We start from the raw sequence: 24,515 nt of genomic DNA, 5'->3' as shown, positions 1-24,515 counted from the left end.
CGCCGGCCCGCCGCCCGGCCCGCGCCACTCCGCCCCGACGGCCTCGACAGCCGGTCGGGGCCCGGGGGCGTCGTGTCACGGTGCCGGGGCGGACCGGTCAGGAGGCGGGCTGCTCTCCGGCGGTTTCGTGGATCTGGGCGCGGGTGGTGTCGGCCTGTTCCTGGATGCGCTGCTGTACGTGGTCGGGGACGCCCTGGTCGTGGAAGTGGGTGGTGAGGGTGTCGAGGGTGGCGTCGGCGCGTTCGAGGTCGCCCGCCTTGGCGTGGACGGTGGCGAGGCGGCGGAAGGCGGCGTTGAGGGTGAGGTTGTCCAGGCCGGTGTCCTGGTCGGTGCGGGAGGTGGTGATGGCCTCGGTGAGCTGGGTGACCGATTCGGTGATGTCCGGTTGGCGGACCTGGACGGCGCCGTCGCCGATGGTCTGGAAGTGGCGCCCGGCGTTGGCGCCGCGCGCGAGACGGGCATAGGCGGCCAGGGGATGGTCGCCGTGGCGTTCGATCAGTTCCCGGAACGCGTCGTTGCCGGCGGTGAGGTGGGGTGCGTCGGAGCCGAGGAAGGCCAGCAGGGTGCCCTGGTCGTCGCCGGTGAGGAGTTCGCCGACTTCCTGGTCGGCGCGGTCGAGCGGGGTCCGTACGCGGATGGTGCGGGTGGGGGAGACGGTGCGGGCGCCGTCGAGGCCGGTGTGGACCGCGGTGATGCGGTAGGTGCCGGGCTCCGCGAAGCAGAGGCCGTCGCTGCCGTAGCCGAGGTAGGCGGTCTCGTAGACGGCGGGGTTCGCCTCGGTGAGGGTGACGGTCCGCTCGCTCTCCCCGTGTCCGGAGCAGACGCGGGCGACGGGCCGGAAGACCCGGGTGCGGCCGTAGGTGTCGGTGATGACGACGGTGGTGCGCTCGGACGTCGGGCCGATCGCCCCGGCCACGGTCACATCCCCGGTCACCCCGGTGCGGGAGAGACGGAACTCGGCCATGACGGGTTCGCCGTAGCCGAAGACGTGTTTCCCGCCCAGGGAGAGGGCCAGGCCGGGGTCCTCGGGGCCGCCGGGCAGGACCAGCGCCGCTGAGGACTCGGCGGGGTTGATGAGTGCGGCGTTGAAGCCGTACCCGTCCCCGCCGGGTACGACGCCGCGGTAGAAGCCGTGCCGGAGGTGGCGCAGTTCGTCGTCGGTGAAGGAGAGGGCGAAGTCCTGCCAGAAGTGGCCGGCCTCCGCGCGGCTGCCGTTCCGGTAGTACGACGGGTAGTTCATCCAGGACAGGTCGCCGTAGCCGTTTTCCGGGCCCAGCAGGCCGGGCGGGGCGGTCAGATGCTTCTCCCAGGAGTGGACCAGGTTGAAGACATGCCCCAGCTCATGGACGTAGTTGAACAGCTCGAAGGCCTGGCCGATGTTCCTCTGGTCCCGCATGTTGCTGTTGAAGACGGCCATGCCCTGGCGCTGGCTGCCGAAGCCGTCGAACATGAATCCGGCCGCGTCGGGGTTGTCGGAGCTGCGGTTGGTGACGAAGGTCCATACGCGCCACTGCTCCACGTCGCGGTGGAGGCTGAAGTTGGCGGTCATGGCGGCGTGCAGCTCGGCCATGGACCAGGCCAGATCGTCGCCGGAGGTGTTGGCCACCGTGTTGACCTGGCCCGCGTTCCTCAGCTCGATACCGGCCTCGGCATAGACGGAGGCGATGGTCAGCACCCGGTTGCGGTAGCCGCGCGGCCCCTGGTGGCGTGAGGTGTCGTAGCTCTGGAAGGGGGTCTCGCCCGCCAGCGCGTCGGTCTCCAGTTCCACCGACCGCAGCCCCGGCCCCGCGTAGGAGCAGGACAGTTGCAGTGAGGTGGTGGTGCCGGGCCCGAAGAGGGCGAGGTGGGCGGTGCGTGCGGGGCTGTTCACGGCGACCCGGGGAAGCTGGACGACGATCTGGTTCCACGGTGAGCTGTTCGCCCAGGACAGGTTCTGACTGGAGACGACGAAATGGCTGCCGCCCGCGACGACACTCAGGTCGGACGGGGTACGGAAGGAGTCGGTCCAGGTGTCACCGGTGAACAGGTCCCCGCTGATCAGCCCCAGGGACCGCTCGCCCTCCAGATCCACGCGCAGCTCGATCCGCTGGTTGCCCGTGGTGCCCGTCCAGCGGCCGGTGACCGGGCGGTGGGACCCCCGGTAGTGCTCGGGGAGCGCGGCAAGGCCCGCCACACCGAGCCGGTCCAGCGCGCCGGAGGCCAGGACCCCGGTCTTCCAGTTCAGCAGAACGCCCTGGCCGCCCTTGATCAGCAGGCTCTGCCGGGTCCCGTCGGCCGCCGGTTTGTACGGCGCCACATGGTCCAGGCCGGAGCGGAAGTCCTCGGGCAGCGCGGCCCAGCCCGCGCTGCCCGACGCGTCCGGGCCGTCGGTGATCAGCGCCTCGCGCACCACGCCGGTGGACCAGTTCAGGGTGAGGACCCGCCCGCCCTTGAAGAAGTACGTCTGCCGTGTTCCGCCCGCTCCGTCGGGCGCCTGCAACAGGGCGTCGATCTCCGAGCGGTAGCCGGCCGGGAGCGCGGTGCCCCAGTTCGCCAGCGTCGTCCACGGCCCTTCGCTCAGGGTGGTCTTCTGGTCCCAGTCGTACCGGTAATGGTGGTTGCCCGAGAAGAACAGACTCTGCCGCGTCTCCCCCGCCCGGGACAGCAGCACGGCACCGAGGGCGAGCCCCCGCCCCTGGAAGCCGAACAACTCCGGCGCCAGCGCGGTGAGGTAGTCCCCACCGATCCGCTGCTGCTCGCTGACCAGAGCACCCTCCATCCCCTGGGCGAACAGCAGCCGCCACTCACTGCCCGCCGGATGCGGCAGCACCCAGCTGAAACCCGTCGCCTTGTACCGCATGAAGGCCATGACACGTACTCCTCTCGGAGAATGCGAGATCCGGGGGACGGCGCGCCACGCCCCGCGCCCGGAGCGGGGCCCGGGCGGGCTGTCGGGTGGGACGAACGCCGGGCAGGCGAGGGCAGCCACCGCCCGCGCGGGGAGACGGCCGCCGGCCAGCGGGTAAAGAAACGGTCATGCAGAGCCGGGCACAGCAGACCACACCCCGCCTTCACCGGAAATCGAACAGAAAGCCCATTGCTGTCGCACAGAGGCGGAATGGCCAATACCTCCGCTATGAGGGGCGAGTCCGGCTCTCCCCGGGACCCGGCACGCCCCCCGACCCCGTCGCCGCCGGGCACCGCCGCACCCCGCCGCAGGGACCCGTTCCCACCAGCCCTCACCGTGCGGGCCGCCCGGACGGGCACCCTGAGCCCACCGGGGTCCGGGACTCCGCGAGAGGCCATCCGGTCCCCGCCCGCACCAGGCCGCACACCTTCCTCGCCTCCCCTCCGGCTCCGGAACAACGACCGGAACCCGTCCCCGGGACGCGGCAGCCTCCCGGCGGGGCAGCGCGGGGACCGCCGGGGCGGTCCGAAGCACGGCCCCGCCCGAACACCCGGACTCCTCACCGTCCGGCCGGTTCGGTGCCGGCCGGTCCGGTGCCGGCCGGTCCGGCGTCCTCCGCACCCCGCCCCCGGGCGCCCCGGTCCGCGCCGCCGGGGCCGTGCCGGACGATCCGGCGAAGTGGACGGTCGGCGGGAAACGGCCAGCTGGCCCGGCGGCGGTCCCGGCGGCGGTACGCATCCGGACGCGCCGCAGCCACCGAACGCGCGACGGACCGCCCCTGACGGCCGCGCCCGGCCGCGCCCGGCCGCGCCGGTCCGGAGTGCGTGCGCCGGTACGCACCTCCGGGGAACCGTCCGCCCCGGCGCCCCGGGAGGGCCCCGCAGGAGGAGCCACGGCCGTGCGCGGGCCCGGCCAGGAATCCGCTGTGGCCGGTAAGTGCCACTTGCCGATGAATCGCACGGAGCCGGACAGTGACGGAACTCCCGCAGGCTTTGACTCTCGGAGGAGGGGCCGGATGGCCATCAGCGCCGGGCGCAGCTACGTGCTCAGGAACCGCACATCGGGCATCGTTCTCAACGTCGCCGGAAACTCGACGAACACCGGCAACAGGCTGGACACCTGGCGCCTCGACACCGGCCAGTACCGCACGAGCCAGGTGTGGCACATCTTCCCGCTGGACGGCGGCGGCCATCTGATCGCCAACAAGTACAGCGGTCTGGTGGCCACCGTCGTGGACGGCAGTATCGCGCCCTCGGCCAAGCTGGAGCAGAACACCGTGCAGACCGCTCCCACCGCGCTCCAGACCTGGCTGTGACGGGAGGCCCCGGGCGGCGGCCACCACATCGTCAGCCAGCGCACCGGCCTGTACCTGGGCCTCCAGGGCAACGCGACGGGCTCCGGGGCGCAGACCCAGCAGGACTTCTTCCACCGCCCGCCCCAGGCGACGAACGTCTGGGATCTCGAAGTCGAGGACGAGTACCGGCCGGTGCTCGATCTCGCGCCGGTACCCGCCGGCCCGGCCGACATCGGTGACGTGGTCCGGCTGACCGGCTTCGGCCGGCCCGCCCAGCAGCAGACCGCACCCGTCCTGATCGGCCAGGTCGCCCTGCCGTTCCCCCTGATCACCGACTCGGCCCTGCCACGCACCCGGCAGGGCATCGACAGCCCGTACTACCTGCTGAAACGGCACGGCTCCTGGAAGCTTGCGCACTACTGGGACCACAACGGCGCCACCCAGCAGACCAGGTCGCAGCAGATCACCGTCGGCCTCATCACCCCCAACGCGCCCGCGGTGCAGACCGCCACCGGAATCTCCGTCACCGCCGACGCGTCCTTCGTGTACACGGGATTCACCGCCTCCCTCGGCACCACGATCAGCCGGGGCCTGAAGGTCACCACCGGCTCCGGCTCCGGCGCCACGCCGGAGAGCAGCCGCACGCAGACCGTCAACCGTGTCCACCCCCAGGGCGGCCGGGTCGCCGATGCGCTCTGGCAGAAGGAGGACAAGTACACCCTGACCAGGCTCGACGGAACGGTGGTCGTCGAGTGGACCACCCGTGACCCGAACACCTTCCTCTCCGACGCCTGGTCGGGCTGACCGGCGGCCCCGCCCGCCCCCGCCCGCTTCGGTCGCGGGCGAGTGCCGGCGGGGCCGGTGCGGACCGGCCCGCGAGGGCGGCGACACCGCCCGGCCGGAGAGACGGTCCGCCCGCCCGGTCCGGCGTGGCGTCCCCCGGTACGGCGGTCCCGCTCGGTTTCATGGTCCCGGCGACTGGCTGTCCGGCGGAAGGGCTGATGCGGTGAGCGGAGTTCCGGCGCGGGGTGCGATCGATGTCCCGGCGAACCCGTCGCGCCGACGACTGCTGGCCGCGGGAGTGACGGCGCCGGTGCCGGCCTGGGCCGCTCCCGGAGCGGCGGCCGCGCAGGCGCCGCCCCGGGAGCTGCCGGTGCCGACGGCGGAGGCGGACTGGAGCGGGGTGGCCGGCGTCCTGGGCCGGACAGGGACGATGCTGGACGGACTGGTCTACCGCGTGCGCTTCGCCCGCCAGGACCTGCCGGTGACCACCTACGGCGTCGGACTGTTCCCCGGCTCCTACACGGCGTTCACCCGCTACGGCGACGGCCGGACTCTGCTGATGGGCAGCCTGGCCGTCACCGAGCCCGAGGCGCAGCCCGCCACCGACGCGCTCCTCACGGGCGGCCTGGAACTCACCGCCGTCCACAAACACCTGCTCGCCCACGAACCGGCCATGTGGTGGATTCACTTCCACGGACACGCCGGGGACCCCCTCGCTCTCGCCCGCGGCGCGAAGGCCGCTCTGGCCGTCACGACCACGCCCTCCACCCCGCCGGTCGCCTCGCGGCCCGTGCTGGACCTGGACGTCGCCGCCATCGAGGAGACACTGAGCGCGAGAGGTGTCAACGACAGCGGAATCCTCCGGTTCACCTTCAACCGCCGCGAGACGGTCACCGACCACGGACGTGTCCTGCCCCCGGCCACGGGCATGACCACACTCCTCAGCTTCCAGCCGACCGGCGCCCGCCGGGCGGCGGTCCACGGCGACTTCGCCATGACGGCCGGGGAGGTACGCCATGTGCTGACAGCCCCGCGGCGCGGCGGGATCAGCATCGTCGAGCTGCACAACCACGGCCTCACCGAGGAACCCCGGCTGTTCTTCGCCCACTTCTGGGCGGCCGGGGACGGCGCGGCGCTGGCCCGCGCGCTGCGCACGGCGCTCGACGCCACCAACACCACCCCGGCCGGCTGACCGGCGGAACCCGGCGGGGAGCCGGATACCCGGTCAGCGCGCGGCGCTCCCCCCGGGCCGGGATGCTCCGGGCCCGCGTGCGCGGCAGTCGGGGGCGGATGCGCGGGCGCGGTGCGGGTCCGGCTCTTCGGAGGGTGCTCCCCTCGGCGGACCCGGACGGGAACCCGGTGTTCCCGGCGCCCCGCCGAGCCCCACGCCCCCCGGCGGTCCCGGTGCCGGTGCCGTGTGTACGGACAGGCGAGCGGTCGCCGGTCAGTCGGCCGCCACGGCCTGGCGGTCCTTCAGCGCGCGCGACTTCGCGTTCTCGATGTGCTCCCGCATCCGGTCGGCGGCGCCCTCGGCGTCCCCGGCGGCCAGCGCGTCGTAGACGGCCGTGTGGTCGCGCGCGGGTGACTCCGCGTCGGACGAGCCGAGTTCGGTGAAGAGACGGAACCGCTGCACATGGCCGCCGAGCGAGCGGTACGCCGACTCCAGGAAGGGGTTGGCCGACTGCCTGGCGATCAGGAAGTGGAAGCGCTCGTCGGCCGACAGACAGGCGCGGACCGATGTCGAGCCGCCGCCCCCGGTCGCGCAGCGCCGCAGTTCCTCGATGCTGTCGGCCACCTCCTGGAGGAACTCGGGGGTGGTCCGGCGGCCCGCCTCGTAGGCGAGCGTCGGCTCCAGCACCAGGCGCGCGTCCATCAGTTTGATCAGCTCGGTCTCGCTGAAGAGCGGGGCCACGCGGTAGCCCTTGAGCGCCTCGCGGCGCACCAGACCCGTGTGTTCGAGCCGGGCGAGCGCCTCGCGCAGCGGGGTCTGGCTGACGTTCAACTCGCGGGAGAGCGCGCCGATGTTGAGCGGCCGGCCCGGCGACCACAGTCCGTCCATGAACTGCCCGAGCAGCACTTCGTACATCTGGTCGGCCAGGGGTTGCCGGCCGGACGGGCGCGTCGTCATGCGAGTTCTCCTTTGTCGCCCGATGGTAACGCGGCCTCTCCGCCCTGATCGACTCGCTCCTCTACCGCTATAGTGTTTCGCATAATCCTATACTATAGTCCGGATCTCTTCACTGAACGTGCCCAGAACACAGAGGACCCCTGATGACACAGCCGCCGAACGAACACGCGCTCCGTGTACTCGTGACAACGCCCTATCTCGAACCCGGCGGCGCGGTCGACCGGACGCTCCGGGAAGCAGGTCTGGAGACCGTCTTCGCCCGGCGCGCCGACCGGGAGGCCACCGGGCAGGCGCTGACGGAGTGCGTCAGGGATGTGGCGGGCATCATCGCCGGCACCGACGCCTTCACCGCCGAGGTCATCGAGGCGGCGCCCGGACTGAAGGTCTTCGGCCGCTGCGGCGTCGGCTACGACAACATCGACGTCGCGGCCGCGACCCGCCGGGGCGTCGCCGTCACCATCACCCCCGGGTCCAACCGGATATCCGTCGCCGAGCACGTTCTCGCGCTGATGCTGAACTGTGCCCGGCGCATCCCGCAGAACCTCGCCGCCGTACGCGACGGCGGCTGGACGCAGGAGAGCGGACGGGAACTGCACGGCACAACGCTCGGCGTCGTCGGCCTCGGCTCCATCGGCAAGACCGTCGCCCGCGCGGCGCTCGCCCTCGGCATGCGGGTCGTCGCGCACGACCCCCGGCTGGACGAGGACTTCCTGACCGAGACCGGCGTCAAGGCGCGACCCCTCGACGGCGTGCTGGCGGCGGCGGACTTCCTCACCCTGCACCTCTCCCTCGACGACACCACCCGGCATCTCATCGACGCCACCGCGCTCCGCCGGATGAAGCCCGGCGCGTATCTGATCAATACCGCCCGGGGCGGTGTCGTGGACGAGGAAGCGCTCGCCGACGCGATCGAGGCCGGCCGGCTGGCGGGCGCCGCCCTGGACGTGGTCGAGCACGAGCCGCTGCGGTCCGGCAGCAGGCTCCGCGCGCTCGACAGCGTCCTGGTCACCGCGCACATCGGCGCGGCCACGGTCGAGGCCCGCGCCAGGTCCGGTGACATGGCCGCCCGGCAGGTGATCGACCTGCTCACCGGACGCACCCCGGACCACCTGGTCAACCCCGAGTACGCGCACACCGCGCACACCGCCGGAGCCCGCTGATGCGGGCGCCGAACGGGCTGCGCTTCGACGCCAATCTGAAGTGGCTCTTCACCGAGGTCCCCTTCGAGGAACGGTTCGACGCCGCGGCCGCCGCCGGCTTCACCGGCGTCGAGTACGCCGACCCCTACCCGTACCCGGCCGCCCGGCTGCGCCGCCGGCTCACCGACGCCGGGCTCCACCAGGTGCTCATCAACGCCCCGATGGGCGAGCCCGGCACCCCGGAGCAGGCGGGCGTGGCCTGTCTGCCCGGCCACACGGACCGGTTCCGCGCCGATCTGGAGCGCGGCCTCGGCTACGCGGTCGAACTGGGCAGCGACTTCCTGCATGTGCTGGGCGGGACACGGCCGGCCGGCGTCGACCACGACCGCGCCTTCGCCGTCCTCGTCGCCAACCTCGCCTGGGCCGCCGAACGGGCCCGGGGCACCGGAGTACGCCTGGTGCTGGAGGCGCAGAACGCCCGGGACGCACCCGGCTTCCTCCTGGACACCCAGGCACGGGCCGCGGCGGTCGTGGAGGCCCTCGGCCCGGACGGTCCCGGGCTGCTCCTCGACGTCTACCACCTCCAGGTCCAGGAGGGAGACCTCGTCTCCACTCTCCGCGCGCTGCTGCCCCGGACCGGCCACATCCAGATCGCCGACCCACCGGACCGGACCGAGCCGGGCAGCGGTGAGATCTTCTGGCCACGGATCTTCGACACGCTGCTGGACGCCTCCTACCCGGGCTGGATCGGCTGCGAGTACCGCCCGGCGAACGGCACGGCACGCGGGCTCTCCTGGGTCGCCGAACTGGCCGGAACAGCGATGACCGCACGGACGGTGACCCCATGAGCGGCGGAGCCGGCGACCGGACCCGGGACCGCGACCGGACCCGGGACCGCGACCGGACCCGGGACCGCGACCGGGACCGGGCACCGAGGATCGCGCTGATCAGCGCCACCCCCACCGCCGTCGGCCCGGCGGTCGCGGGACTGGCCGAGGAGTTCCCGGCGGCCGAACCCTGGAACCTGCTGGACGACCGGCTGCTCACCGACGCGCCGGACCACGGCCCGCTGCCGCCCCGCCTCGTGGACCGGATGCACCGGCTGATCGGCCACGCCCTGGCCGGAGGGGCCGACGGAGTGCTGCTGACGTGTTCGCTGTACGGCACGGCTGTGAGCGGGATCGAGACGCCGGTCCCGCTGCTGGCCCCCGACACGGCCGCCTTCGCGCGGGCGCTGGAGCTCTCCCAGGGGGGCGGCTCGGTGCTGGTCCTCGCCTCCTTCGAGGCCGCCCTGCGCGACGCGGAGTCCCGCTTCTCCGCCGCGGTCGCGGCGGCCGGCTCGGCGGCCGAACCGGTCGGTGTGGTCGCGCCCGGCGCCTTCGAGGCGGCCCGGCGGGAAGACCCGGCCGCACTGTTCGACGCACTGCGGAACGCGTGCGCTCCGCACAGCGCCGGCGCCGGCGTGGTCCTGCTCGCGCAGTACTCACTGGCGCCCGCCGCCGCGCGGCTGTCCACCGCGCTGGGCCTGCCCGTCGTCTCCGGCCCCCGGGCCGCCGCCGCGGCCCTGCGCTCCGCACTCACCGGGAGGCCCGTATGAGCGAGAACCCGGACAGCCACCCGCTGACGGACCCGGCCGGCGACCGCGCCGCACCACTCGGCGTCATCGCCGACGACTTCACCGGCGCGACGGACGTCGCCGTCGCACTGCGCCGCGCAGGACTGCGGACGCTGCTCTTCTTCGGAGTCCCGGACGGCACGGGCGGACAGGGACAGGGCCACGGAGGCCCCGGGGGCCGGCTGCCGGAACACGAGGCGCTGGTCGTCGCGTTGAAGAGCAGGATGACACCCGCGGCCGCCGCGGTCGCCTCGTCCACGGCCGCCCTGGAGTGGCTGCGCGGACAGGGCGCGGGACAGATCTACTTCAAGTTCTGCTCCACCTTCGACTCCACCCCGCGCGGCAACATCGGCCCGGTCCTGGACCGGCTGGCCGAGGCGACGGGCGCCGGTCCCGTGCTGGTGACACCGAGTTCACCGGAGCATCTGCGGACCCAGTACCACGGCTGTCTGTTCGTGGACGGCGTCCTGCTCGCCGAATCGCCGATGCGTGACCATCCGGTGACCCCCATGACGGACTCGTATCTGCCCCGGCTGCTGCGCGCGCAGACACGCGAGCGAGTGGACCTGATCGGGCTCCGCACCGTACGGGAGGGACCGGCCGCGGTCCGCGCGGCGCGGGAACGCGCCGGAGCGCGGGGCGCGCGCTACATCCTCGCCGACGGCATCGACGAGAGCGATCTGCGCACTCTCGGCAGGGCCGCCCTGGGCACACCGCTCGTCGCGGGCGCCGCCGGACTGGCCGCCGGCCTCGCGCACGCGTACGCCGAGGAACGCGCCGCCCGCCCGCCGGGCGCCGAGCGGTCCGCCGCCGGTGACGCCCGGGAGGCCGGGGCCGTCCCGAGGACCCCGGAGGGCCCGGCGGCGGTGCTCGCCGGAAGCTGCTCCCGCCGCACCCTGGAACAGCTCTCCGTGCTCATCGACGCGGGCCGGCCCCGCTACTACCTGGACGCGGTGGCCACCCCCGATCCCCTGGCGCTCGCCGATGCGGCGCTCGCCTGGTACGACGCCCTGCCCCCGGGCGGCGGCGCACCCGTGCTCCACTCCTCGGTCGCCCCCGGGAAGCTGCGCGAGGTACAGCGCGAGCTGGGCGTGGAGCGGTCGGCCGCCGTGCTGGAGCACGCGACCGGGCTGATCGCCGCCGGACTGGCCGGGCGCGGGGTGCGCCGGCTGGTCGCCGCCGGGGGAGAGACCTCGGGGGCGGTGGTCGCGGCACTCGGGGTGACCGGCGCGCACGTCGGCACCGAGGCCGCGCGCGGCGTGCCGTGGATTCATCCGCTGGGCGGCCGTCCGCCGGCGCTGCTGCTGAAGTCCGGCAACTTCGGCGACCCCGGCCTGCTCCTCGACGCCTCGGCGGACCCCGCGTGAGCGCGCGCCGCGACGAACCGGACCGGCGCCGGCTCATCGCCCTCGCGCGGGCCGTCGCCGCCCGTTCGCTGACCCACGGAAGCACGGGCAATGTCTCGGTCCGCGCCGGCGGACACATCCTGGTGACCCCCACCGGGTCGACTCTGGCCACCGTACGCGCCGGGGACCTGTCGGTCATCGACTCCGACGGCGCCCATGTCTCCGGCCCGGGGCCGTCCAAGGAGGCGTTCCTGCACGCCGCGGTGTTCCGCGCCCGGCCGCACGCCGGAGCCGTGGTGCACACCCACTCCACCCACGCGGCGGCCGTCTCGTGCCTGGCCGGTGTCGACCGCCGCGACGTCCTGCCGCCGCTGACCGCCTACTACGCGATGCGCGTCGGCGGCCTCCCGATGCTGCCGTACTTCGCCCCGGGCGACAGCCGGGCCGCCGCCGCCGTCGAAGCGGTCGCCCGCGACCATGCCGCGCTCCTGCTGAGCAACCACGGTCCGGTCGCCGCCGCCGCCGATCCCGACGGCGCGCTGGCGGCGGCCGAGGAGATCGAGGAGACGGCCAAGCTCTTCCTGCTGCTCCGCGGCGCCCCCACCCGTCCCCTGACAGAGGCCCAGCGCGCGGCCCTGCGCCCGGCCTCCCCCTGACCCACCCCCCTGAAATCTCCTGAGGGAGCTGCGGGGCGCCCCGGCGGAATCCCTGCCGGAACGCCCGCCTCCCCACCCTGGTGAAAGGACGAAGATGTCCACGGACATACCGAGCACGGTGTCGCTCTTCAGCGCGCTGGCGGTGAAGAAGGCCCTCGACGACGTCATTCTCGCGGCGTTCACCGAGCGGACCGGGACCGCCGTCGACGGCGTCTACGACCCGACGAACGTGCTGTTGCGGAGAATCGAGGCGGGTGACCGGCCGGAGGTCATGGTCGCGGTGACCGGCTCCTTCCCGGCGCTCTGTACGGCGGGGGTGATCGACCCGGCCTCGGTGCGGAGCGTCGCCCGGGTCGGGATCGGCCTGGCCGTGCCGCCCGGCGCGGAGCCGCCCGCGCTCGACACCGTCGACGCGCTGGTCACGGCGCTGCGCTCGGCCCGTTCGGTCGCCTACTCGCGGACCGGCGCCAGCGGCGTCCACTTCGCCGGGCTGCTGGAGCGGCTCGGCATAGCGGAGGAGGTCAACCGGCGGGCCACGATCGTGGAGAAGGGCTTCACCGCGCTGGCCGTGGTGGACGGCCGGGCCGATCTGGCCGTCCAGCAGATGAGCGAGCTGCTCTTCGTGCCCGAGGCCGAGGTGGCGGGGCCGCTGCCGGACGGCGCCCAGCACTTCACCGAACTCTCCGCCGCGCTGGGCGCCGCGGCCACCGGCCGGGCCGAGGCCCGCGCCCTGCACACCTTCCTCACCGGGAAGGAGGCCGGAGATGCGTACCGGAACGCGGGACTCGAAGTGCTGCCGCTGGACTGAACCGCGCCCCGCCCACGGAGCGTCCTCCCCCGAGCCCCTCGTCCGCCGGGAGAGATGCCGATGAACGCGATATTCGCGCTGGTCGCCTTCATCGGGGCCATCATCGTGTGGAATGTCTGGGCCAAACGCAACATCGGCGAGGCGATGGTCGTCGGCTTCCTCGTCAGCGCGGCCTTCGCCGGCACGGACGCGCCCCGCGTCGCCTGGGAGAGCCTCGTCGAGGGGTTGCAGTCGGAGATCACCTTCGCCGCACTCGCCTTTGTCTTCGTCAGCGAGCTGCTGACGAGAACGGGGCTCGTGCAGCGGATGATCGACATCCTCAGCTCCCTGCTCGGCCGCCGCGAGGGCGGCTCCGCCTACGCGGCGACGGTCTCGGCCGGTCTCTTCGGCGCCGTCGCGCACAACGGCGCGGCGATCGTGGCGACCATCGGGTCCATCACCATCCCGTGGATGAAGCGCTCCAGGGCGAGCGGCGAGACCGCGGCGCTGATCCTCTCCGGCAACGCGGGCGTCGGCGCCACCTTCCCGTTCAGCGGCGCCTTCTTCATCCTGCTCGCGGCCCCCACCGTCACGCCGGTCCTCCAGGCGCGGGACGTGGTCGGCACGATCTTCGTCGTGGGCGCCTGGATGGTCGCGATGCGGCTGGTCATCGCCTATGTCATCGTCAAACGGCGAGGCGTGGGCGCGATGGCGCCGGAGGACATCCATCCGCTGCGCCGGTCCTTCGCGGCCGGCTGGACCTCGCTGCTGGTGCTGGCCGCGATCGCGGTGCCCATCGTGCTGACGGCTTCGCCGACCAGCGATCTCATCGGCGACCGGCTGGGCGGGCTGGACGTCTCCGACGCCGTGCCGCTGCTGGTCTGGCTGCCGGTGGTGATGCTGCTCGCCGGACTGCTGGTGGAGCGGCGGGCGCTGCCGCGCGGCGGCGGGGAGTGGTGGACGCTGCTGTCGGAGATCAGCCCCAAGCTCGGGCTGATCGGCGTCACGATGGTCTCGGCCTTCGCCGCCTCCAACGTGCTGAGCACGCTGGGGATCGGCGAGCAGCTCGCCCCGTATCTGCGCGGTCTGGAAGGGGTGCCGCAGGTTGTCGCGGCGCTCGTCGTCGGACTGGTCGTGGTGATCGTCGCGGGCCCGCTGAACACGACCTCCACGCTCGCGGCCGTCGGGCCGGTGGCCTTCGCCGCGCTGACGGCGGCCGATGTGCCGCCGTACATCGCCTTCGCCGCCGTCATCGTGTGGGCCTCCTCCGAGGGCTGCTCGCCGCCGGGCGCCGCACCGCTGTACGTGGCCGCCGGCATCGCCTCCATCAACCCGGTGCGCATCTTCGTTCCGGTGACGCTCTACTACCTCGTGCCCTCCTATCTCATGGGCGTGCTGATGGTGCTGGGAGCGGTATGGATTCCCGGATAGGAGTACGAAGATGTACACGATCTGCCTGAATGTCTCCCGCGTCCTCGTCGCGCTCTTCCTGATCGTCGGGTTCGTGGTGGTGGTGGGCCAGACGGTGGCCATCGCCGTCGGCTCCGCCGGTTTGATGACCCGCTTCGGGACCGATGTCACCGACGTGGCCTGTGTCCTGGCCGGTCTGGCCGGAGTCTTCGCCTTTCTGCTGCTCTACACGGCGGAGGGGAAGGAGAAGGCGGGTGAGTGGGAGGAGTGAGGCGTGGGGCCGGCACTGTCCGGCCGCTTCTCCGGAGCGGCCGGACGGGCGCCGGCCCCTGCCGGGCCGGGCGGAGGTTCGGAGCCGGGCGGAGGTCCGGTGGGTCGGCCCGAGGGGCCCGTGCCTCCCGCCGCGGGCGGGCCGGGTGGCCGGATTGGCGTTCTGGGCAGCGGTGGGCGGGGGTCCTTATCGTGTGGCGCACATGTCCTGAGCCCGGCCCTGGGCGAGGACCGGTGACGGTCCCGTCCCCGTGAGGGACCGCGGACGAAGCAGGGGGAGCACATGGCACACTTCCGTGACCTCGACGAGTCGCACCAGGCCCCGGACGGCGAGCTGTACATCGCTCTCGCGTCCCATCCCGCGCTGGTGTGGGACATGCCGCGGGCGTCCACGGCGCCGGGCACCGCCCCGATCATCCACACCCGCAACAACGGCGCCCACCAGCGGTGGCGCTTCGAAGTCGACCACGACAGCGGCAAGTACACCTTCTTCTTCATCGTCAACGTCCGCAGCGGCCTGGCGCTGACCGTCCAGCCGGACCGCACGATCACCCAGCAGCCGAAGGCGGCATACGAGCTGGGAGGCCGCCGGCAGCTGTGGGCCATGGGCTATCCCGGTTTCGCCGGCAGCACCTTCGACCCGGCCAAGCCCTCCCAGCCGCACCCCACCGGTTCCCAGGGCACCCGTCTGCGCATCCTCGAACACGAACCCGTCGACGTGGCCCCCGTCTCCGGCACCCTGATCGCCCTCCTCACCAGGTGGGACGTCTTCGAAACCGGCTGGACCTTCATCGCCGCGCCCTGACTCTCCCGCCGTCTCCTTGGGAAGCCCGGGAAGCCCGGGAGGCGTGTCGTCGGCCCCGTGCGGTTCCGCGTTCCGCGCCGGTATCCGCGCATGGCTGTGCCCGGGGAGGGTGGTCCCTGCCCCGGGCACGGTGGTGAGGGTCAGACGAGTGCCAGGCTGATCTGGTCCTTGAACACCACCCAGTGCTGGCCGGGGTCATTGGTGTCACACGGCTGGCTGGAGACGTCCGGAGTGCCCCAGGCGTTGGCGAGACAGTAGGCGGAGGCGTAGTTGAGCGAGATCTGCTGCCCCTCCACGTCCCAGTACTGGCCCTCGTCGGTGGGGTCGCACGGCTTGGTGGAGATGTCCGGGGTGCCCCAGGCGTTGGCCAGGCAGTAGCCGGGCGCGTCGGTGAGGGAGATCTGGTTGCCCGAGACGGTCCAGCGCTGGCCGGGGTCGCTGGTGTCGCACGGCTGACTGGAGATGTCGGGGGTGCCCCAGGCGTTGGCCAGGCAGTACTGGCCGGGGGCCTGCTGGGCGGTGGGCGCCGCCCCGGACTCAGCGGCCGACAGGAGGGAAGCCATCGCCGCCACGGATACCAGGGCGAGGGACTTGCGGAGGGTGATTCCCATGCGCGGACTCCATTCTCGGCCCAGGTCGGGCGTGTTTCACGCGCGGCCTGGAAGGGAGGGTGCTCGGCTCGGATGCGAGCGCACGGAGATTGATATCAGTGGTATCGAGCCAGCCGATCACTGCGCGCAACGTATTCACCCAAACGCGTTATTCATGGGATGATCCGATAGATTCCGGATGGTGTGCTGGGGCCTCACGTGCCGAGTCGCGCCGAGTGCGCCACCGGCCCCGCACCGGCCCGGGCGCCGGGAGTTCCCGCGCGAGAGGGCGGCCCCGCTGCCCTCGGGGACACGGCAGAACCCGGGCCCCCGCCGAAGCGTGGGGCCCGGGCCTGCCCGTGGATCTTCCGGTGTCCCGGACCGCGCGGGTCGCGGGGGAGCGGGGTCAGATCGTCCGGCTCGGATCGGCGGGTCGGATCATCGGGGTCAGACCGTCGGGGTGGGGCAGGACGCCTCGACGATCCTGCCGTTGTTCTGGAACGCCTCGCCGTTGTGCACGGTCAGGCACTTCCCGGTCCACGCGTTGGCGAAGGCGAAGCCGTTCGCATTGCCGTTGCCCACCTTCACGGGATGGATGCTCCAGAGCTGATTCCCGACCCCCCAGGAGTTCCCGCACGGCCACCACCACAGCTGCGTACCGCTCGGCGGATGGCTGCCGCCGTTGTTGGGGGCGGTGAGGCAGTTGCCGGTGTTCGTCCTGATCCAGAAGTGGTTCCTGCTGTCGAACCCGGTCGGGAGGGACGCCTCCCACTGCTGACTGTTGGGCGCCGGGTTCGCGCACCCGCGCTGAGTGACCAGACCGCCCGTGGTGCCCGACTCGGCGCCGCGCACCATGCAGCGGTTCCGGTACCGGGAGTTCTCGTACTGCTTCATGCTGTTGAGAATCCAGATGCCTTCATGGGCGTAGATGAAGTTCTTGCGGTTGAGGTCCTTGGCCACCGAAATCGGGGTCACGCCGGAGCCGTCGCTCTTGTGGTAATGGTCCACCGCGATGGCGTTCGGCACACGCCCCGTGGATGCGCAGTCCTTCTCGACGCGCTGGACCAGCTTCCTGCCGTTGAACGGCCCGTCGATGAACCAGTCATCTGAATTGAATTGGTTCAGGATGAACAGCGGCGTCAGATTCCCACTGACCTTCGGGGTGTTCATCGGCTGGCTCTCGGCACGGTTCCGGCAGCCATAGGGGGTGGCCATGAGTCCATATCCGTACTGGGTCTCGACCGCGTGACCCCATGTGTACAGCAGGGAGCCCTTGACGTTCTTGCTGTCGTTGGGGTTGGGGTCGACCGAGACATTCTTCGCCTCCTTGTCCCGGAAAATCACCAGCCGTTGACCCGCGTCGACCATCTGCCGCAGGGTCGGCCAGTTGTTCTGGTAAATATTGAAGGAGGCCGGATCGAAGAGCAGCTTGGGGGCGCTCCTGTCCCACAGGAGGTTGGTGATCTCCGTCCTGAGTCTCTCCTCCGAGACGGAGTTCTCCAGGAAGATCGTGACGACCTCCTCCCGGTTCTGCTTCAGCCAGTCCACGATGGTGCGCAGCTCATTGCGGAGCAGATCGGCGCAGTCGTGCGCGTGACAGAGCTGGATCTCGCCGCTCCGGTCGTATGTGTCGAGCATGAACCCCCGCACGCCATCGACCAGTTGGGCGTTGATGCTGCGGCCCTGGTTCCGCGCGCGGGGCGTGATTCTGCTGTCGTACGCGTAGGAATTGTGGGTGGTCACGAACGACCACTGGTCGTAGCGCGCGTTCCCGTACTTCGCGGAGGGCGTCGCGACGGCTGTGCCGGGGGCGATCAGCACGGAGGCGAGCAGGAACAAAGGGAGCAGGAGCAGAGCCATTCCGCCGGAATATCGGGATCGTTTCATGGCTGTACCGCCTTTCGGATGGTGAAGGGATGGTGGTGGGTGGGGAAGGGCCCGCCTCGGGCTGAACGCGGGAGACGTCCGGTGGGGCTCGCGCCGTCGCGGTCCGGGGTGGTCCGCGAGCGTGCTGGTGCCGCGCCCGGGGAATGCGGCGGAGAGCTGCCACCGGCACGGGAGTTCCTGTTGTTCTCCGTCTCAACTCGTTGCCGTTTCCCTTGAGTTGCCGTCATGGCGTCCCGTCCGGGACGCCACCCTCTCTTTCTCCGGGGGAGGAGAGGGGGTTCGAACCGGGGAGGTTGCCCCTTCACGGGATATCGGCGGGGAACCGGTGGGCCGGCCGCACTCCGGCCCAGGGGATCGGTGGTGGAGTCCCGGTGGGGCATCCGGCCGCACGGGTTTCGGGATTCGGTCTTGCGCGCACGTCAGAACCGGTTCGGTGCTCGCTGCCGGGACGCGGAGTGTCGCGATCGTCCAGCAGCGGACGTTCCGGTGTGACCGCGAACGCGGGGGCGCCTTCGGGGGCGGCCCGCTGTCGGGGCCGCGCGCGCGTCGAAGGACACCCGGGAGACGGTGGGGCCACCCCGCCGGCCGCGGATCTGCGAGGTCGTCCCGGACCGCGAGGCGCCGCGCCGGTCTCTGTGCCGGGCCTCCAGGGCCCGGCACGGAGACCGGTGGGTCAATCCGGCTCGTCCGGGTGGAGAACCGGGCGCCGCGTCAGGCCATCAGGCCGCCGGCACCTGGATGTTCCCCCACGTGTACCCGGCGCCCACCCAACCGCGGAACGGCGGGTTGAACGTTCCGTCCGGCCGGCCGCCGAAGATGTGCACGGCCATCTCGGGGACCGTGGTGAACCCGTACAGAGAGGCGATGTCGTCGATCCCGTCGCCGTTGAGGTCGCCGGTGGTCAGCCTCATGCGGTCGGCGGTGCCCCAGCGGTTGTCCGGGGTGTTCGTCACCTTCCACGCCTGGAAGGGGGCGTGGAAACCGCCGTCCGCCTTCGAGAGGAAGGTGTGCAGACCGACCGCGGAGCCGCCCTCGTAGTCGTACAGGGCCGCGATGTCGGCGCCGCCCTTGCCGTCGAAGTTCCCGCTCACGATGCGTGTGCGTTCCGGCGCTCCCCAATACGAGGCACCGGTGTTGGTCGTTGTCCACGAGCGGAAGGGCGGGTTGAAGGTGCCGTCCGCCTTGGCGGTGAACGTGTGGAGGCCGAGCCCGTCGGCGGAGGAGAGGACCGCGATGTCGTCGCGGCCGTCGGGGTCGAACTTCCCGCTCACGAGCTGCATCTCGCTCGTCCGGGCGAAGCCGCTCGTGTTCTCGTACCCGGTCTTCGGTCCGGAGAAGGTGCCGTCGGAGTGGGCGAGGAAGGTGAAGATCTTCCACCGGTCGCCGTTGCCCGCGTAGGTGTAGAGCGCCGCGATGTCGTCGCGTCCGTCGCCGTTGTAGTCGCCACTGGTGAGGCGCATGCTGGTGAACCAGCCCCAGTCGGAGTTCGCGCTCCAGGACGTGGTGCCCGCGGAGTAGCGGCCGTCGGGCTTGCCGAGGAAGGTCTCCAGGGAGAACGTCGCTTTCCCGGCTTTGACGCCCTCGTCGTTCAGGGTGACGAGGTCGGGCACACCGTCGCCGTTGACGTCACCCCGGGCCGTCCTGTGGGCGGCGCCCGCGGGCGAGCTGATCACCTGGGGGGAGTTCTTGGGGTCGCGGAACGTGTTGTGCCCGGTCGTCCCGAAGGTGAACGGCCTGGCCGAGTACGGGGCCGACGAGGGTGTTTCCCGCGGGTACGTCGCCAGGAACGGAAGGGCCGTCAGCCCGTTCGCCGTCAGGTCGTTCTGCGCGCGCAGCCAGTCCCAGTTCGCCTTGAAGTCGTCGTAGATCCGTGCGTCGGTGATGCGCAGGTGCGTCTCGTCGGCGCTGGTGACGGCGGGGTTGTTGAAGTTGTCGGAGCCGGTGTGCACCACGCGGTGCGGCCCGGCGGCATCCTCCCAGGACAGGAGCGTGTACTTGGAGTGCAGCCCGCCCGAGGCCCCGTTGAGCTGGTTCATCGTGACCGCCCACACCTGGACGTCCCGGTTCGGGTGTGCCGCGTTCGGCTCCAGGGCCAGTGCCTTCTCGGGCGAGCCCGCCACCAGAATCCTGAACGCGCACCGATTGCCGCCGACGGCGCCGTTGTCGATCTTGTCCTTGATGGCGGCGTCGACCTCGGTACGGCCGCCCCACGACGCCATCGCGATGTGGACCTGCGGGCGTGTGGCGCAGTCGAGGGCTCTGATGCTCCTGGCCACCGGGTCGTTCACGACCCCGCCCTGCGTGGCCGACCGGGGGAAGCGCCAGCCGGCGGCCTTGCCCGCGTGTCCGCTGAAGTCGCCGGTCCCGCCGGCGTCGACCTGCGGCCAGATCGCGGCGGTCTCGCCCGCGATCTCCTTCGAGAGCATGGTGTCCCAGGTGTGCTCGTAGCCCTGGTGTATCTGCGCGTCGTTCGAGCTGATGAGCATGTTGTCCGCGAGCCCGGGGGACGTTTTCGACAGGTTGTGCGAGGACTGGACCGCGACGTTCGTCCGGCCGTCGGAGACTTCGCTGAACAGCCAGAACTTGTCGTGGTTGATGTCCTTGGTCTGCATGCAGCCCTTGTTGCAGAGGACCACGCGCGGCCGGTTGTCGGGGCCGTTGCCGAGCGACTGCGCCAGGCGCTGGACCTCCGGGAGTGGGACGGCGCAGTCCAGATTCGGCCCGGACCACCGGCAGCGCTCGCTGAGGACACGTACGTCGGTGCCTCTCGCCTGGGCGGCGATGAGCGCGTCGGCGATCTCCCTGTCCTCCATGATGTACAGGGACACCCGGATGCGGGAGGTCGGGGTGGCCTTGCCGATCAGCTCTTTCAGCTTGTTCTCGATGGTCCGGTCGTAGCCCGCGGTACCCGTGGGAACCGGCTTGTTGAACACCGCCTCCAGGGAGGGGGCCGCGGCAGGGGACGGCGGGTCGGCCGCGGCGGATACCGTGGTCGGCATCGACACGGCGGCGGCGGTTATGACGCTCAGCGCCAGCGAGACAAGTCTGGTGATTCTCAAAGATCCACCTTTGAGTAGACAATCATGGGCCCGCCGGAGTCCGGCGGGCCTGACGAATCCAACCGTCACTTCCTTTCTATCCTTCTGCTTCAGCCGCACCAAGACACGGCGGAGAACACACGGGTCCCGGAGGATCGCCCCATCACCACGTGATGCCCTCCGCGGCGCACCACGACGGACGGCTCGGCGAAGAGCGCGTCCGCGCCGCGGTTCACGGACGGGGTGTGCCTGCCCGGGCAGCTGCCCGGCGTGCCTGCTGACCGCGCCACCCCGCCTGGTTCAGCAGCCACAGCAGAGCCGGGATCACCAGACCCGCGGCGATGAAGGCCCAGGCGCTGTCCCGGTGCCGGCCGGTCTCGTCCACCTGCCACAGGACGAACACATTGATCGCGGCGGCGGCGGGCATATGGGTCAGCAGCACCAGCATCTCGACCGGGTGCAATGGTTCAGGCGACTTCACGCTGAGAACAACAATCATCCCGAGGAACAGGACCCAGACGCCACCTGTCCAGCCGGCGGCGAGATACCAGCCCTTCCCGGGGCCGTCCGCGAGGGTCCCGCCCCTGGCCGTCGGCTCCACGCCCAGATCGAGGACACCCACGACCGCGAGCCCCACACAACAGGACCCCACGAGGCCCACGAGCCAGATCACCCCGAAGACTCTGACGGTGTTCCACGAGAACCGCGCAGATCCGTGCCGTTCCCCCATGGCCTGGCCCCCTCCGATGCGATGGTCGTTCCATCGATTCGGATCAGTCTGGTGTACGGGACTCGGCTCGCGGCATTATCCCGCCGGCAGGCGCGAACCGTCGGGGCGAAACCGTGACACCGGCACCGGTGCCGGAGTGCTCGCGGCGCGGGTCCCCGGCCTGATCGGCCGGGGGCCCGCGCGGGGGTGGGGCGGCGTCAGCTGGGCTGGTCACCGGTGTAGCGGTAGATCTCGCCCGCGGTGTTGATGTGCCACGCCGTGCCGTCGGCGCCGGCGGCGATGTCGGTGGCGGTGCCGGGGATCTTGACCCACGGGTTGCCGCCGGCGGCGTCGTTGTTGGTGTACCGGTAGATGGCGCCGCCGGGGTCGACGCCCCACACATGGGTCCGGGAGCCCACCGCGATGCGCTTGAGGCTGCCGCTGACGCCCTTCCACGCGTTCGAGCTGTCCTGGTCGCCGGTGTACCGGTAGACCTGGTTCCCGGCGTTGACGCCCCAGACGGTGCCGTCGGCGCCCGCGCCGATGTCGCTCAGTGTCCCGGGGATCTTGATCCAGGGGTTGGTGTCGTGGTTGGTGTACCGGTGGACGGCACCGGCGGAGTCCACACCCCACACGTTCGTCCGGGAGCCCGCGTCGACACGGACCAGGCTCCCGCTGATGCCCACCCAGTTCGTCGTGGTCTGGTCGCCCGTGTACCGGTAGATCTGGTTCCCGCTGTTGACGCCCCACACGGTGCCGTCCGACGCGGCGCCGATGTCGCTCAGTGTCCCGGGGATGTTGATCCAGGGGCTGCCGTCGTAGTTGGTGTAGTGATAGACGGCGCTCGCCGCGTTCACCCCCCACACCGTCGTCCTGGACCCCGCCGAGACGGCCGTGAGACTGCCCGCGACCTTCACCCAATCCGCCATGCCGAGAACTCCCCTTCCTCGAACCGGTCAGTGACCGCCATCCTCCGCGATGCCATGGGCCCACAGGCGGATGAACGACTGCCCTGCGGTCGAACAAGCCAGACACGTCAGTGTGTGAACGCCTGCCACCTGCCGGGACGAGGGCAGCAGCAGCCCGGCGGGGAGTATTTCGGCGCAAAGCCCTGTCGCACCTGTGGGGGATCGACACGGGCTCCGGCCCATGCATTCCCGTCCGCACGACCCGCCGGCCACCGGCCGTCCCGCCGAGCCGCTCCCGTACCGCCCAACGCACCGGGACGCCTCGCTCCCGACGGCCACGAAGGCATCACCGGGACCCTGACCGGGATGTCCTTCCGTTCAGGACCCGGGTCGTCTCTCGCGGATCTCGCCGGGCTCGCGAGCCCTGGCGTCGAGACCGCCCAGGATCAGGTCGGTGAACACGGCGGCCGCCTCGCCGTCGGTGGTCCGCTCCCGGTGCAGCTCGGCGGCGATCGCCTCGGCCGCACCCAGCAGGCCGACGCACCGCAGCCGGAGGGCCTGGGGCGCGAGGCCGGAGTACGGCAGCAGCGCGGTGGCCATCAGCTCCGCGTAGCCGTCGGTCAGCTCGTGCTGGACCGCCTCCATGCCCGGGTTGCCCTTCAGCGCGGCGGAAACGGCACTGAGCTCCGGCATGTCGGTGGCGCAGGCGAAATAGGCGGCGCTGATGACGCGGGCGACCTCGCCGGCGCTGGGTGCGGCGTCCCGCAACGCCTGTGTGATCGCGGCCCGGTGGCGTTCGTCGAGTCGCCGGCAGAGCGCGAGCAGCAGGCCGGGGCGAGTGGCGAAGTGGTCGTACGCGATCGGTCTGCTCACCCCGGCCGCCTCCGCGAGGGTCACCAGCGTCAGGGCGTCGGCGCCCTGGCCGCGCACGATCGCCCCGGCGGTGTCGAGCAACTGCTCGCGCCTGGCCTGCCTGGACAGACGGGTCGGTGTGGTGGCCATGGTCCTCCCTTGCGTTCCCGCTCCAATCTAAGCTACAAAACGTAGGTTACAAAATGTAGCTTCATGGATGTGAGGGGGAACCGACCGTGGAACAGCAGGAATCGGTACTGATCCTGGGGGGAACGGGCCAGGCGGGCGCGGGTGCCGCCGCCCTCCTGCGCCAGTGGCACCCGGCACTGCCGCTGACGATCGCGGGCCGTGACATCGGTCGCGCGCGGCGGGTGGCCGACGGACTCGGCGCCGCGACCGCCGCGACCATCGATCTGCGGCGCGCCGATCTCGGCCTCCCGGCCGACCGGGGCCACTCGGCGGTGGTCGCCGCGCTCTGGGACGACCGCCTGCACGGGTTGCGCTACGCGCAGCGCCGCGGGCTGCCGTACCTCAGCGTCTCCAGCGGTCTGGTGGACATCGCGCCGGAGGTCGTCGCGGGCGCCCAGCGGGCACAGGCCGCGCCGATCCTGGTGGCCAGCCACTACTGCGCGGGTACCGTCGTCCTCGCGGCACTGCGCGCGGCCCGGCGGTTCGACCGGATCGACACCATCCGGATCAGTGCCGTGCTGGACGAACAGGACACCGGCGGGCCTGCGGGAACGGCGGATCTGGAGCGGTGGTCCACGGCCACCTCGGCGGGACTCGTGCGCCGGGACGGCGTCTTCACCTGGGTCACCGGCCCCGACGCGGAGGCGGATGTGCGCAGGACCGACGGCATCGATCTGCCCGGCCAGAGCATCGCCATCCTCGATGTGCCGAGTCTCGCCCTGGCGACGGACGCGCCCCATGTCCGCTTCGACCTCGCCATCGGCGAATCCGCCGGCCGGAGCCGCGGGGAACCCGCTTCCTTCGAGGTCCGGATCGACCTCGAAGGAGCGGACCGAGGGGGAGCGCCGATCCGTACGAGCCGCTGCCTGGTCCACCCGGCGGGGCAGCGCCCCCTGACCGCGACCGGCATCGCCCTCGGTGTCGAGCGATTGCTCGGGCTGCGCGGCGAAGCCGTCCCGCCCGGCATCCACACCCCCGAGGCACTGATCGACCCGGCCTACGCGGTCGAGCGGATGACGGAGACCGGCGCCGCCTTCACCGGCTGTCACGGAGACGGCCGTTCCCACCCACTCACCGACGGTTCCGGTGGTTCCGCGGATGCGGTTCCGGGGCTCCGGACCTGACAGCGGAGGGGGAGACCGGGAGCGCCGCTCCGGGCGCCCCGCCGGACAACCGCCCTGGGACCTCTTCCCCGGGGAGACGCCGGCCCCGGCCGGCGTCC

General features: G+C 71.8%; 21 protein-coding genes. 13 read left to right on the top strand and 8 right to left on the bottom strand.

All coding sequences use genetic code 11. The features are described from left to right. Positions 1-97 precede the first annotated feature (97 nt). The gene (locus tag ABT122_RS00430; protein WP_351542971.1) at positions 98-2,848 is read right to left on the bottom strand and encodes a hypothetical protein; all 2,751 of its coding nucleotides are present in this window, start codon (positions 2,846-2,848) and stop codon (positions 98-100) included. 1,054 nt (positions 2,849-3,902) lie between these two features. On the opposite strand from ABT122_RS00430, the gene ABT122_RS00425 reads away from it, so the two are divergent. From ABT122_RS00425 to ABT122_RS00415, 3 genes are all read left to right on the top strand, one after another. After that, positions 3,903-4,202: an RICIN domain-containing protein gene (locus tag ABT122_RS00425; RefSeq protein ID WP_351542968.1), complete on the top strand. Its 300-nt coding sequence runs from the start codon at positions 3,903-3,905 to the stop codon at positions 4,200-4,202. 171 nt (positions 4,203-4,373) lie between these two features. After that, on the top strand, positions 4,374-4,985 hold the full coding sequence (locus ABT122_RS00420; RefSeq protein WP_351542965.1) for a hypothetical protein: 612 nt from the start codon (positions 4,374-4,376) through the stop codon (positions 4,983-4,985). Between the two features lie 202 nt (positions 4,986-5,187). Next, positions 5,188-6,156, top strand: a complete 969-nt coding sequence (locus ABT122_RS00415; protein WP_351542962.1) for an LppY/LpqO family protein — start codon at positions 5,188-5,190, stop codon at positions 6,154-6,156. Between the two features lie 252 nt (positions 6,157-6,408). Here ABT122_RS00415 and ABT122_RS00410 read toward each other — a convergent pair whose 3' ends face one another. Continuing rightward, positions 6,409-7,092, bottom strand: coding sequence for a GntR family transcriptional regulator (locus tag ABT122_RS00410; protein WP_351542959.1), 684 nt, complete (start codon positions 7,090-7,092; stop codon positions 6,409-6,411). A gap of 143 nt (positions 7,093-7,235) precedes the next feature. Between ABT122_RS00410 and ABT122_RS00405 the strand changes: the two genes are divergently transcribed. The 9 genes from ABT122_RS00405 to ABT122_RS00365 all read left to right on the top strand — a co-directional run bounded on the left by ABT122_RS00405 (position 7,236) and on the right by ABT122_RS00365 (position 15,120). Next, positions 7,236-8,252, top strand: coding sequence for a phosphoglycerate dehydrogenase (locus tag ABT122_RS00405; RefSeq protein ID WP_351542957.1), 1,017 nt, complete (start codon positions 7,236-7,238; stop codon positions 8,250-8,252). Continuing rightward, positions 8,252-9,079, top strand: coding sequence for a hydroxypyruvate isomerase family protein (locus ABT122_RS00400; protein WP_351542954.1), 828 nt, complete (start codon positions 8,252-8,254; stop codon positions 9,077-9,079). The genes ABT122_RS00405 and ABT122_RS00400 overlap by 1 nt, the downstream gene beginning before the upstream one ends. Beyond that, the gene (locus ABT122_RS00395; protein ID WP_351542951.1) at positions 9,076-9,828 is read left to right on the top strand and encodes an aspartate/glutamate racemase family protein; all 753 of its coding nucleotides are present in this window, start codon (positions 9,076-9,078) and stop codon (positions 9,826-9,828) included. Before ABT122_RS00400 ends, ABT122_RS00395 begins: the two co-directional genes overlap by 4 nt. Next, positions 9,825-11,213, top strand: a complete 1,389-nt coding sequence (otnK, locus tag ABT122_RS00390) for a 3-oxo-tetronate kinase (RefSeq protein ID WP_351542948.1) — start codon at positions 9,825-9,827, stop codon at positions 11,211-11,213. The genes ABT122_RS00395 and otnK overlap by 4 nt, the downstream gene beginning before the upstream one ends. Continuing rightward, entirely contained in the window at positions 11,210-11,848 is a 639-nt protein-coding gene (locus ABT122_RS00385) for a class II aldolase/adducin family protein (RefSeq protein WP_351542945.1), read from the top strand. Before otnK ends, ABT122_RS00385 begins: the two co-directional genes overlap by 4 nt. Before the next feature lie 94 nt (positions 11,849-11,942). Beyond that, positions 11,943-12,656 (top strand): molybdate ABC transporter substrate-binding protein, encoded by a 714-nt coding sequence (locus tag ABT122_RS00380; RefSeq protein ID WP_351542942.1) that lies wholly within the window; start codon positions 11,943-11,945, stop codon positions 12,654-12,656. A gap of 60 nt (positions 12,657-12,716) precedes the next feature. Then, positions 12,717-14,066, top strand: a complete 1,350-nt coding sequence (locus ABT122_RS00375; RefSeq protein WP_351542939.1) for a TRAP transporter large permease subunit — start codon at positions 12,717-12,719, stop codon at positions 14,064-14,066. A gap of 10 nt (positions 14,067-14,076) precedes the next feature. Then, a complete protein-coding gene (locus ABT122_RS00370) occupies positions 14,077-14,316 on the top strand; it encodes a hypothetical protein (protein WP_351542936.1) in 240 nt (79 codons plus the stop codon). Between the two features lie 282 nt (positions 14,317-14,598). After that, positions 14,599-15,120 carry an RICIN domain-containing protein gene (locus tag ABT122_RS00365; RefSeq protein WP_351542933.1) on the top strand — a complete coding sequence of 174 codons (522 nt, stop codon included), beginning with the start codon at positions 14,599-14,601 and terminating at the stop codon, positions 15,118-15,120. A gap of 140 nt (positions 15,121-15,260) precedes the next feature. Here the strand turns inward: ABT122_RS00365 and ABT122_RS00360 are convergent, their stop codons facing one another. The 6 genes from ABT122_RS00360 to ABT122_RS00335 form a co-directional block, all read right to left on the bottom strand. After that, on the bottom strand, positions 15,261-15,731 hold the full coding sequence (locus ABT122_RS00360; protein ID WP_351542930.1) for a ricin-type beta-trefoil lectin domain protein: 471 nt from the start codon (positions 15,729-15,731) through the stop codon (positions 15,261-15,263). A gap of 426 nt (positions 15,732-16,157) precedes the next feature. Then, positions 16,158-17,570, bottom strand: coding sequence for a phosphoinositide-specific phospholipase C-related protein (locus ABT122_RS00355; RefSeq protein WP_351542927.1), 1,413 nt, complete (start codon positions 17,568-17,570; stop codon positions 16,158-16,160). A 746-nt stretch (positions 17,571-18,316) separates the two neighbouring features. Next, positions 18,317-20,656, bottom strand: a complete 2,340-nt coding sequence (locus tag ABT122_RS00350; RefSeq protein WP_351542925.1) for a phospholipase D-like domain-containing protein — start codon at positions 20,654-20,656, stop codon at positions 18,317-18,319. A gap of 211 nt (positions 20,657-20,867) precedes the next feature. Then, entirely contained in the window at positions 20,868-21,272 is a 405-nt protein-coding gene (locus tag ABT122_RS00345; protein WP_351542922.1) for a hypothetical protein, read from the bottom strand. 290 nt (positions 21,273-21,562) lie between these two features. Continuing rightward, on the bottom strand, positions 21,563-22,273 hold the full coding sequence (locus ABT122_RS00340; RefSeq protein WP_351542920.1) for a tectonin domain-containing protein: 711 nt from the start codon (positions 22,271-22,273) through the stop codon (positions 21,563-21,565). 357 nt (positions 22,274-22,630) lie between these two features. Further along, positions 22,631-23,254, bottom strand: coding sequence for a TetR/AcrR family transcriptional regulator (locus tag ABT122_RS00335; protein WP_351542917.1), 624 nt, complete (start codon positions 23,252-23,254; stop codon positions 22,631-22,633). A gap of 86 nt (positions 23,255-23,340) precedes the next feature. Here ABT122_RS00335 and ABT122_RS00330 point away from each other — a divergent pair, with 86 nt between their 5' ends. Then, positions 23,341-24,417 (top strand): saccharopine dehydrogenase family protein, encoded by a 1,077-nt coding sequence (locus tag ABT122_RS00330; protein WP_351542914.1) that lies wholly within the window; start codon positions 23,341-23,343, stop codon positions 24,415-24,417. Positions 24,418-24,515: the final 98 nt, after the last annotated feature.

This window comes from Streptomyces sp. NPDC001985 (assembly GCF_040296845.1).
Lineage (GTDB): Bacteria > Actinomycetota > Actinomycetes > Streptomycetales > Streptomycetaceae > Streptomyces.
Note: the sequence above shows the minus strand (reverse complement) of the source record. Positions and strands in the feature narration are given on the sequence as shown.

Bases quoted from the DNA above. Each gene is read 5' to 3' on its own strand.
- ABT122_RS00430 (WP_351542971.1), bottom strand. From the start codon at position 2,848: ATGGCCTTCATGCGGTACAAGGCGACGGGTTTCAGCTGGGTGCTGCCG.
- ABT122_RS00425 (WP_351542968.1), top strand. From the start codon at position 3,903: ATGGCCATCAGCGCCGGGCGCAGCTACGTGCTCAGGAACCGCACATCG.
- ABT122_RS00410 (WP_351542959.1), bottom strand. From the start codon at position 7,092: ATGACGACGCGCCCGTCCGGCCGGCAACCCCTGGCCGACCAGATGTAC.
- ABT122_RS00405 (WP_351542957.1), top strand. From the start codon at position 7,236: ATGACACAGCCGCCGAACGAACACGCGCTCCGTGTACTCGTGACAACG.
- ABT122_RS00400 (WP_351542954.1), top strand. From the start codon at position 8,252: ATGCGGGCGCCGAACGGGCTGCGCTTCGACGCCAATCTGAAGTGGCTC.
- ABT122_RS00395 (WP_351542951.1), top strand. From the start codon at position 9,076: ATGAGCGGCGGAGCCGGCGACCGGACCCGGGACCGCGACCGGACCCGG.
- otnK (WP_351542948.1), top strand. From the start codon at position 9,825: ATGAGCGAGAACCCGGACAGCCACCCGCTGACGGACCCGGCCGGCGAC.
- ABT122_RS00380 (WP_351542942.1), top strand. From the start codon at position 11,943: ATGTCCACGGACATACCGAGCACGGTGTCGCTCTTCAGCGCGCTGGCG.
- ABT122_RS00375 (WP_351542939.1), top strand. From the start codon at position 12,717: ATGAACGCGATATTCGCGCTGGTCGCCTTCATCGGGGCCATCATCGTG.
- ABT122_RS00370 (WP_351542936.1), top strand. From the start codon at position 14,077: ATGTACACGATCTGCCTGAATGTCTCCCGCGTCCTCGTCGCGCTCTTC.
- ABT122_RS00365 (WP_351542933.1), top strand. From the start codon at position 14,599: ATGGCACACTTCCGTGACCTCGACGAGTCGCACCAGGCCCCGGACGGC.
- ABT122_RS00360 (WP_351542930.1), bottom strand. From the start codon at position 15,731: ATGGGAATCACCCTCCGCAAGTCCCTCGCCCTGGTATCCGTGGCGGCG.
- ABT122_RS00355 (WP_351542927.1), bottom strand. From the start codon at position 17,570: ATGGCTCTGCTCCTGCTCCCTTTGTTCCTGCTCGCCTCCGTGCTGATC.
- ABT122_RS00340 (WP_351542920.1), bottom strand. From the start codon at position 22,273: ATGGCGGATTGGGTGAAGGTCGCGGGCAGTCTCACGGCCGTCTCGGCG.
- ABT122_RS00335 (WP_351542917.1), bottom strand. From the start codon at position 23,254: ATGGCCACCACACCGACCCGTCTGTCCAGGCAGGCCAGGCGCGAGCAG.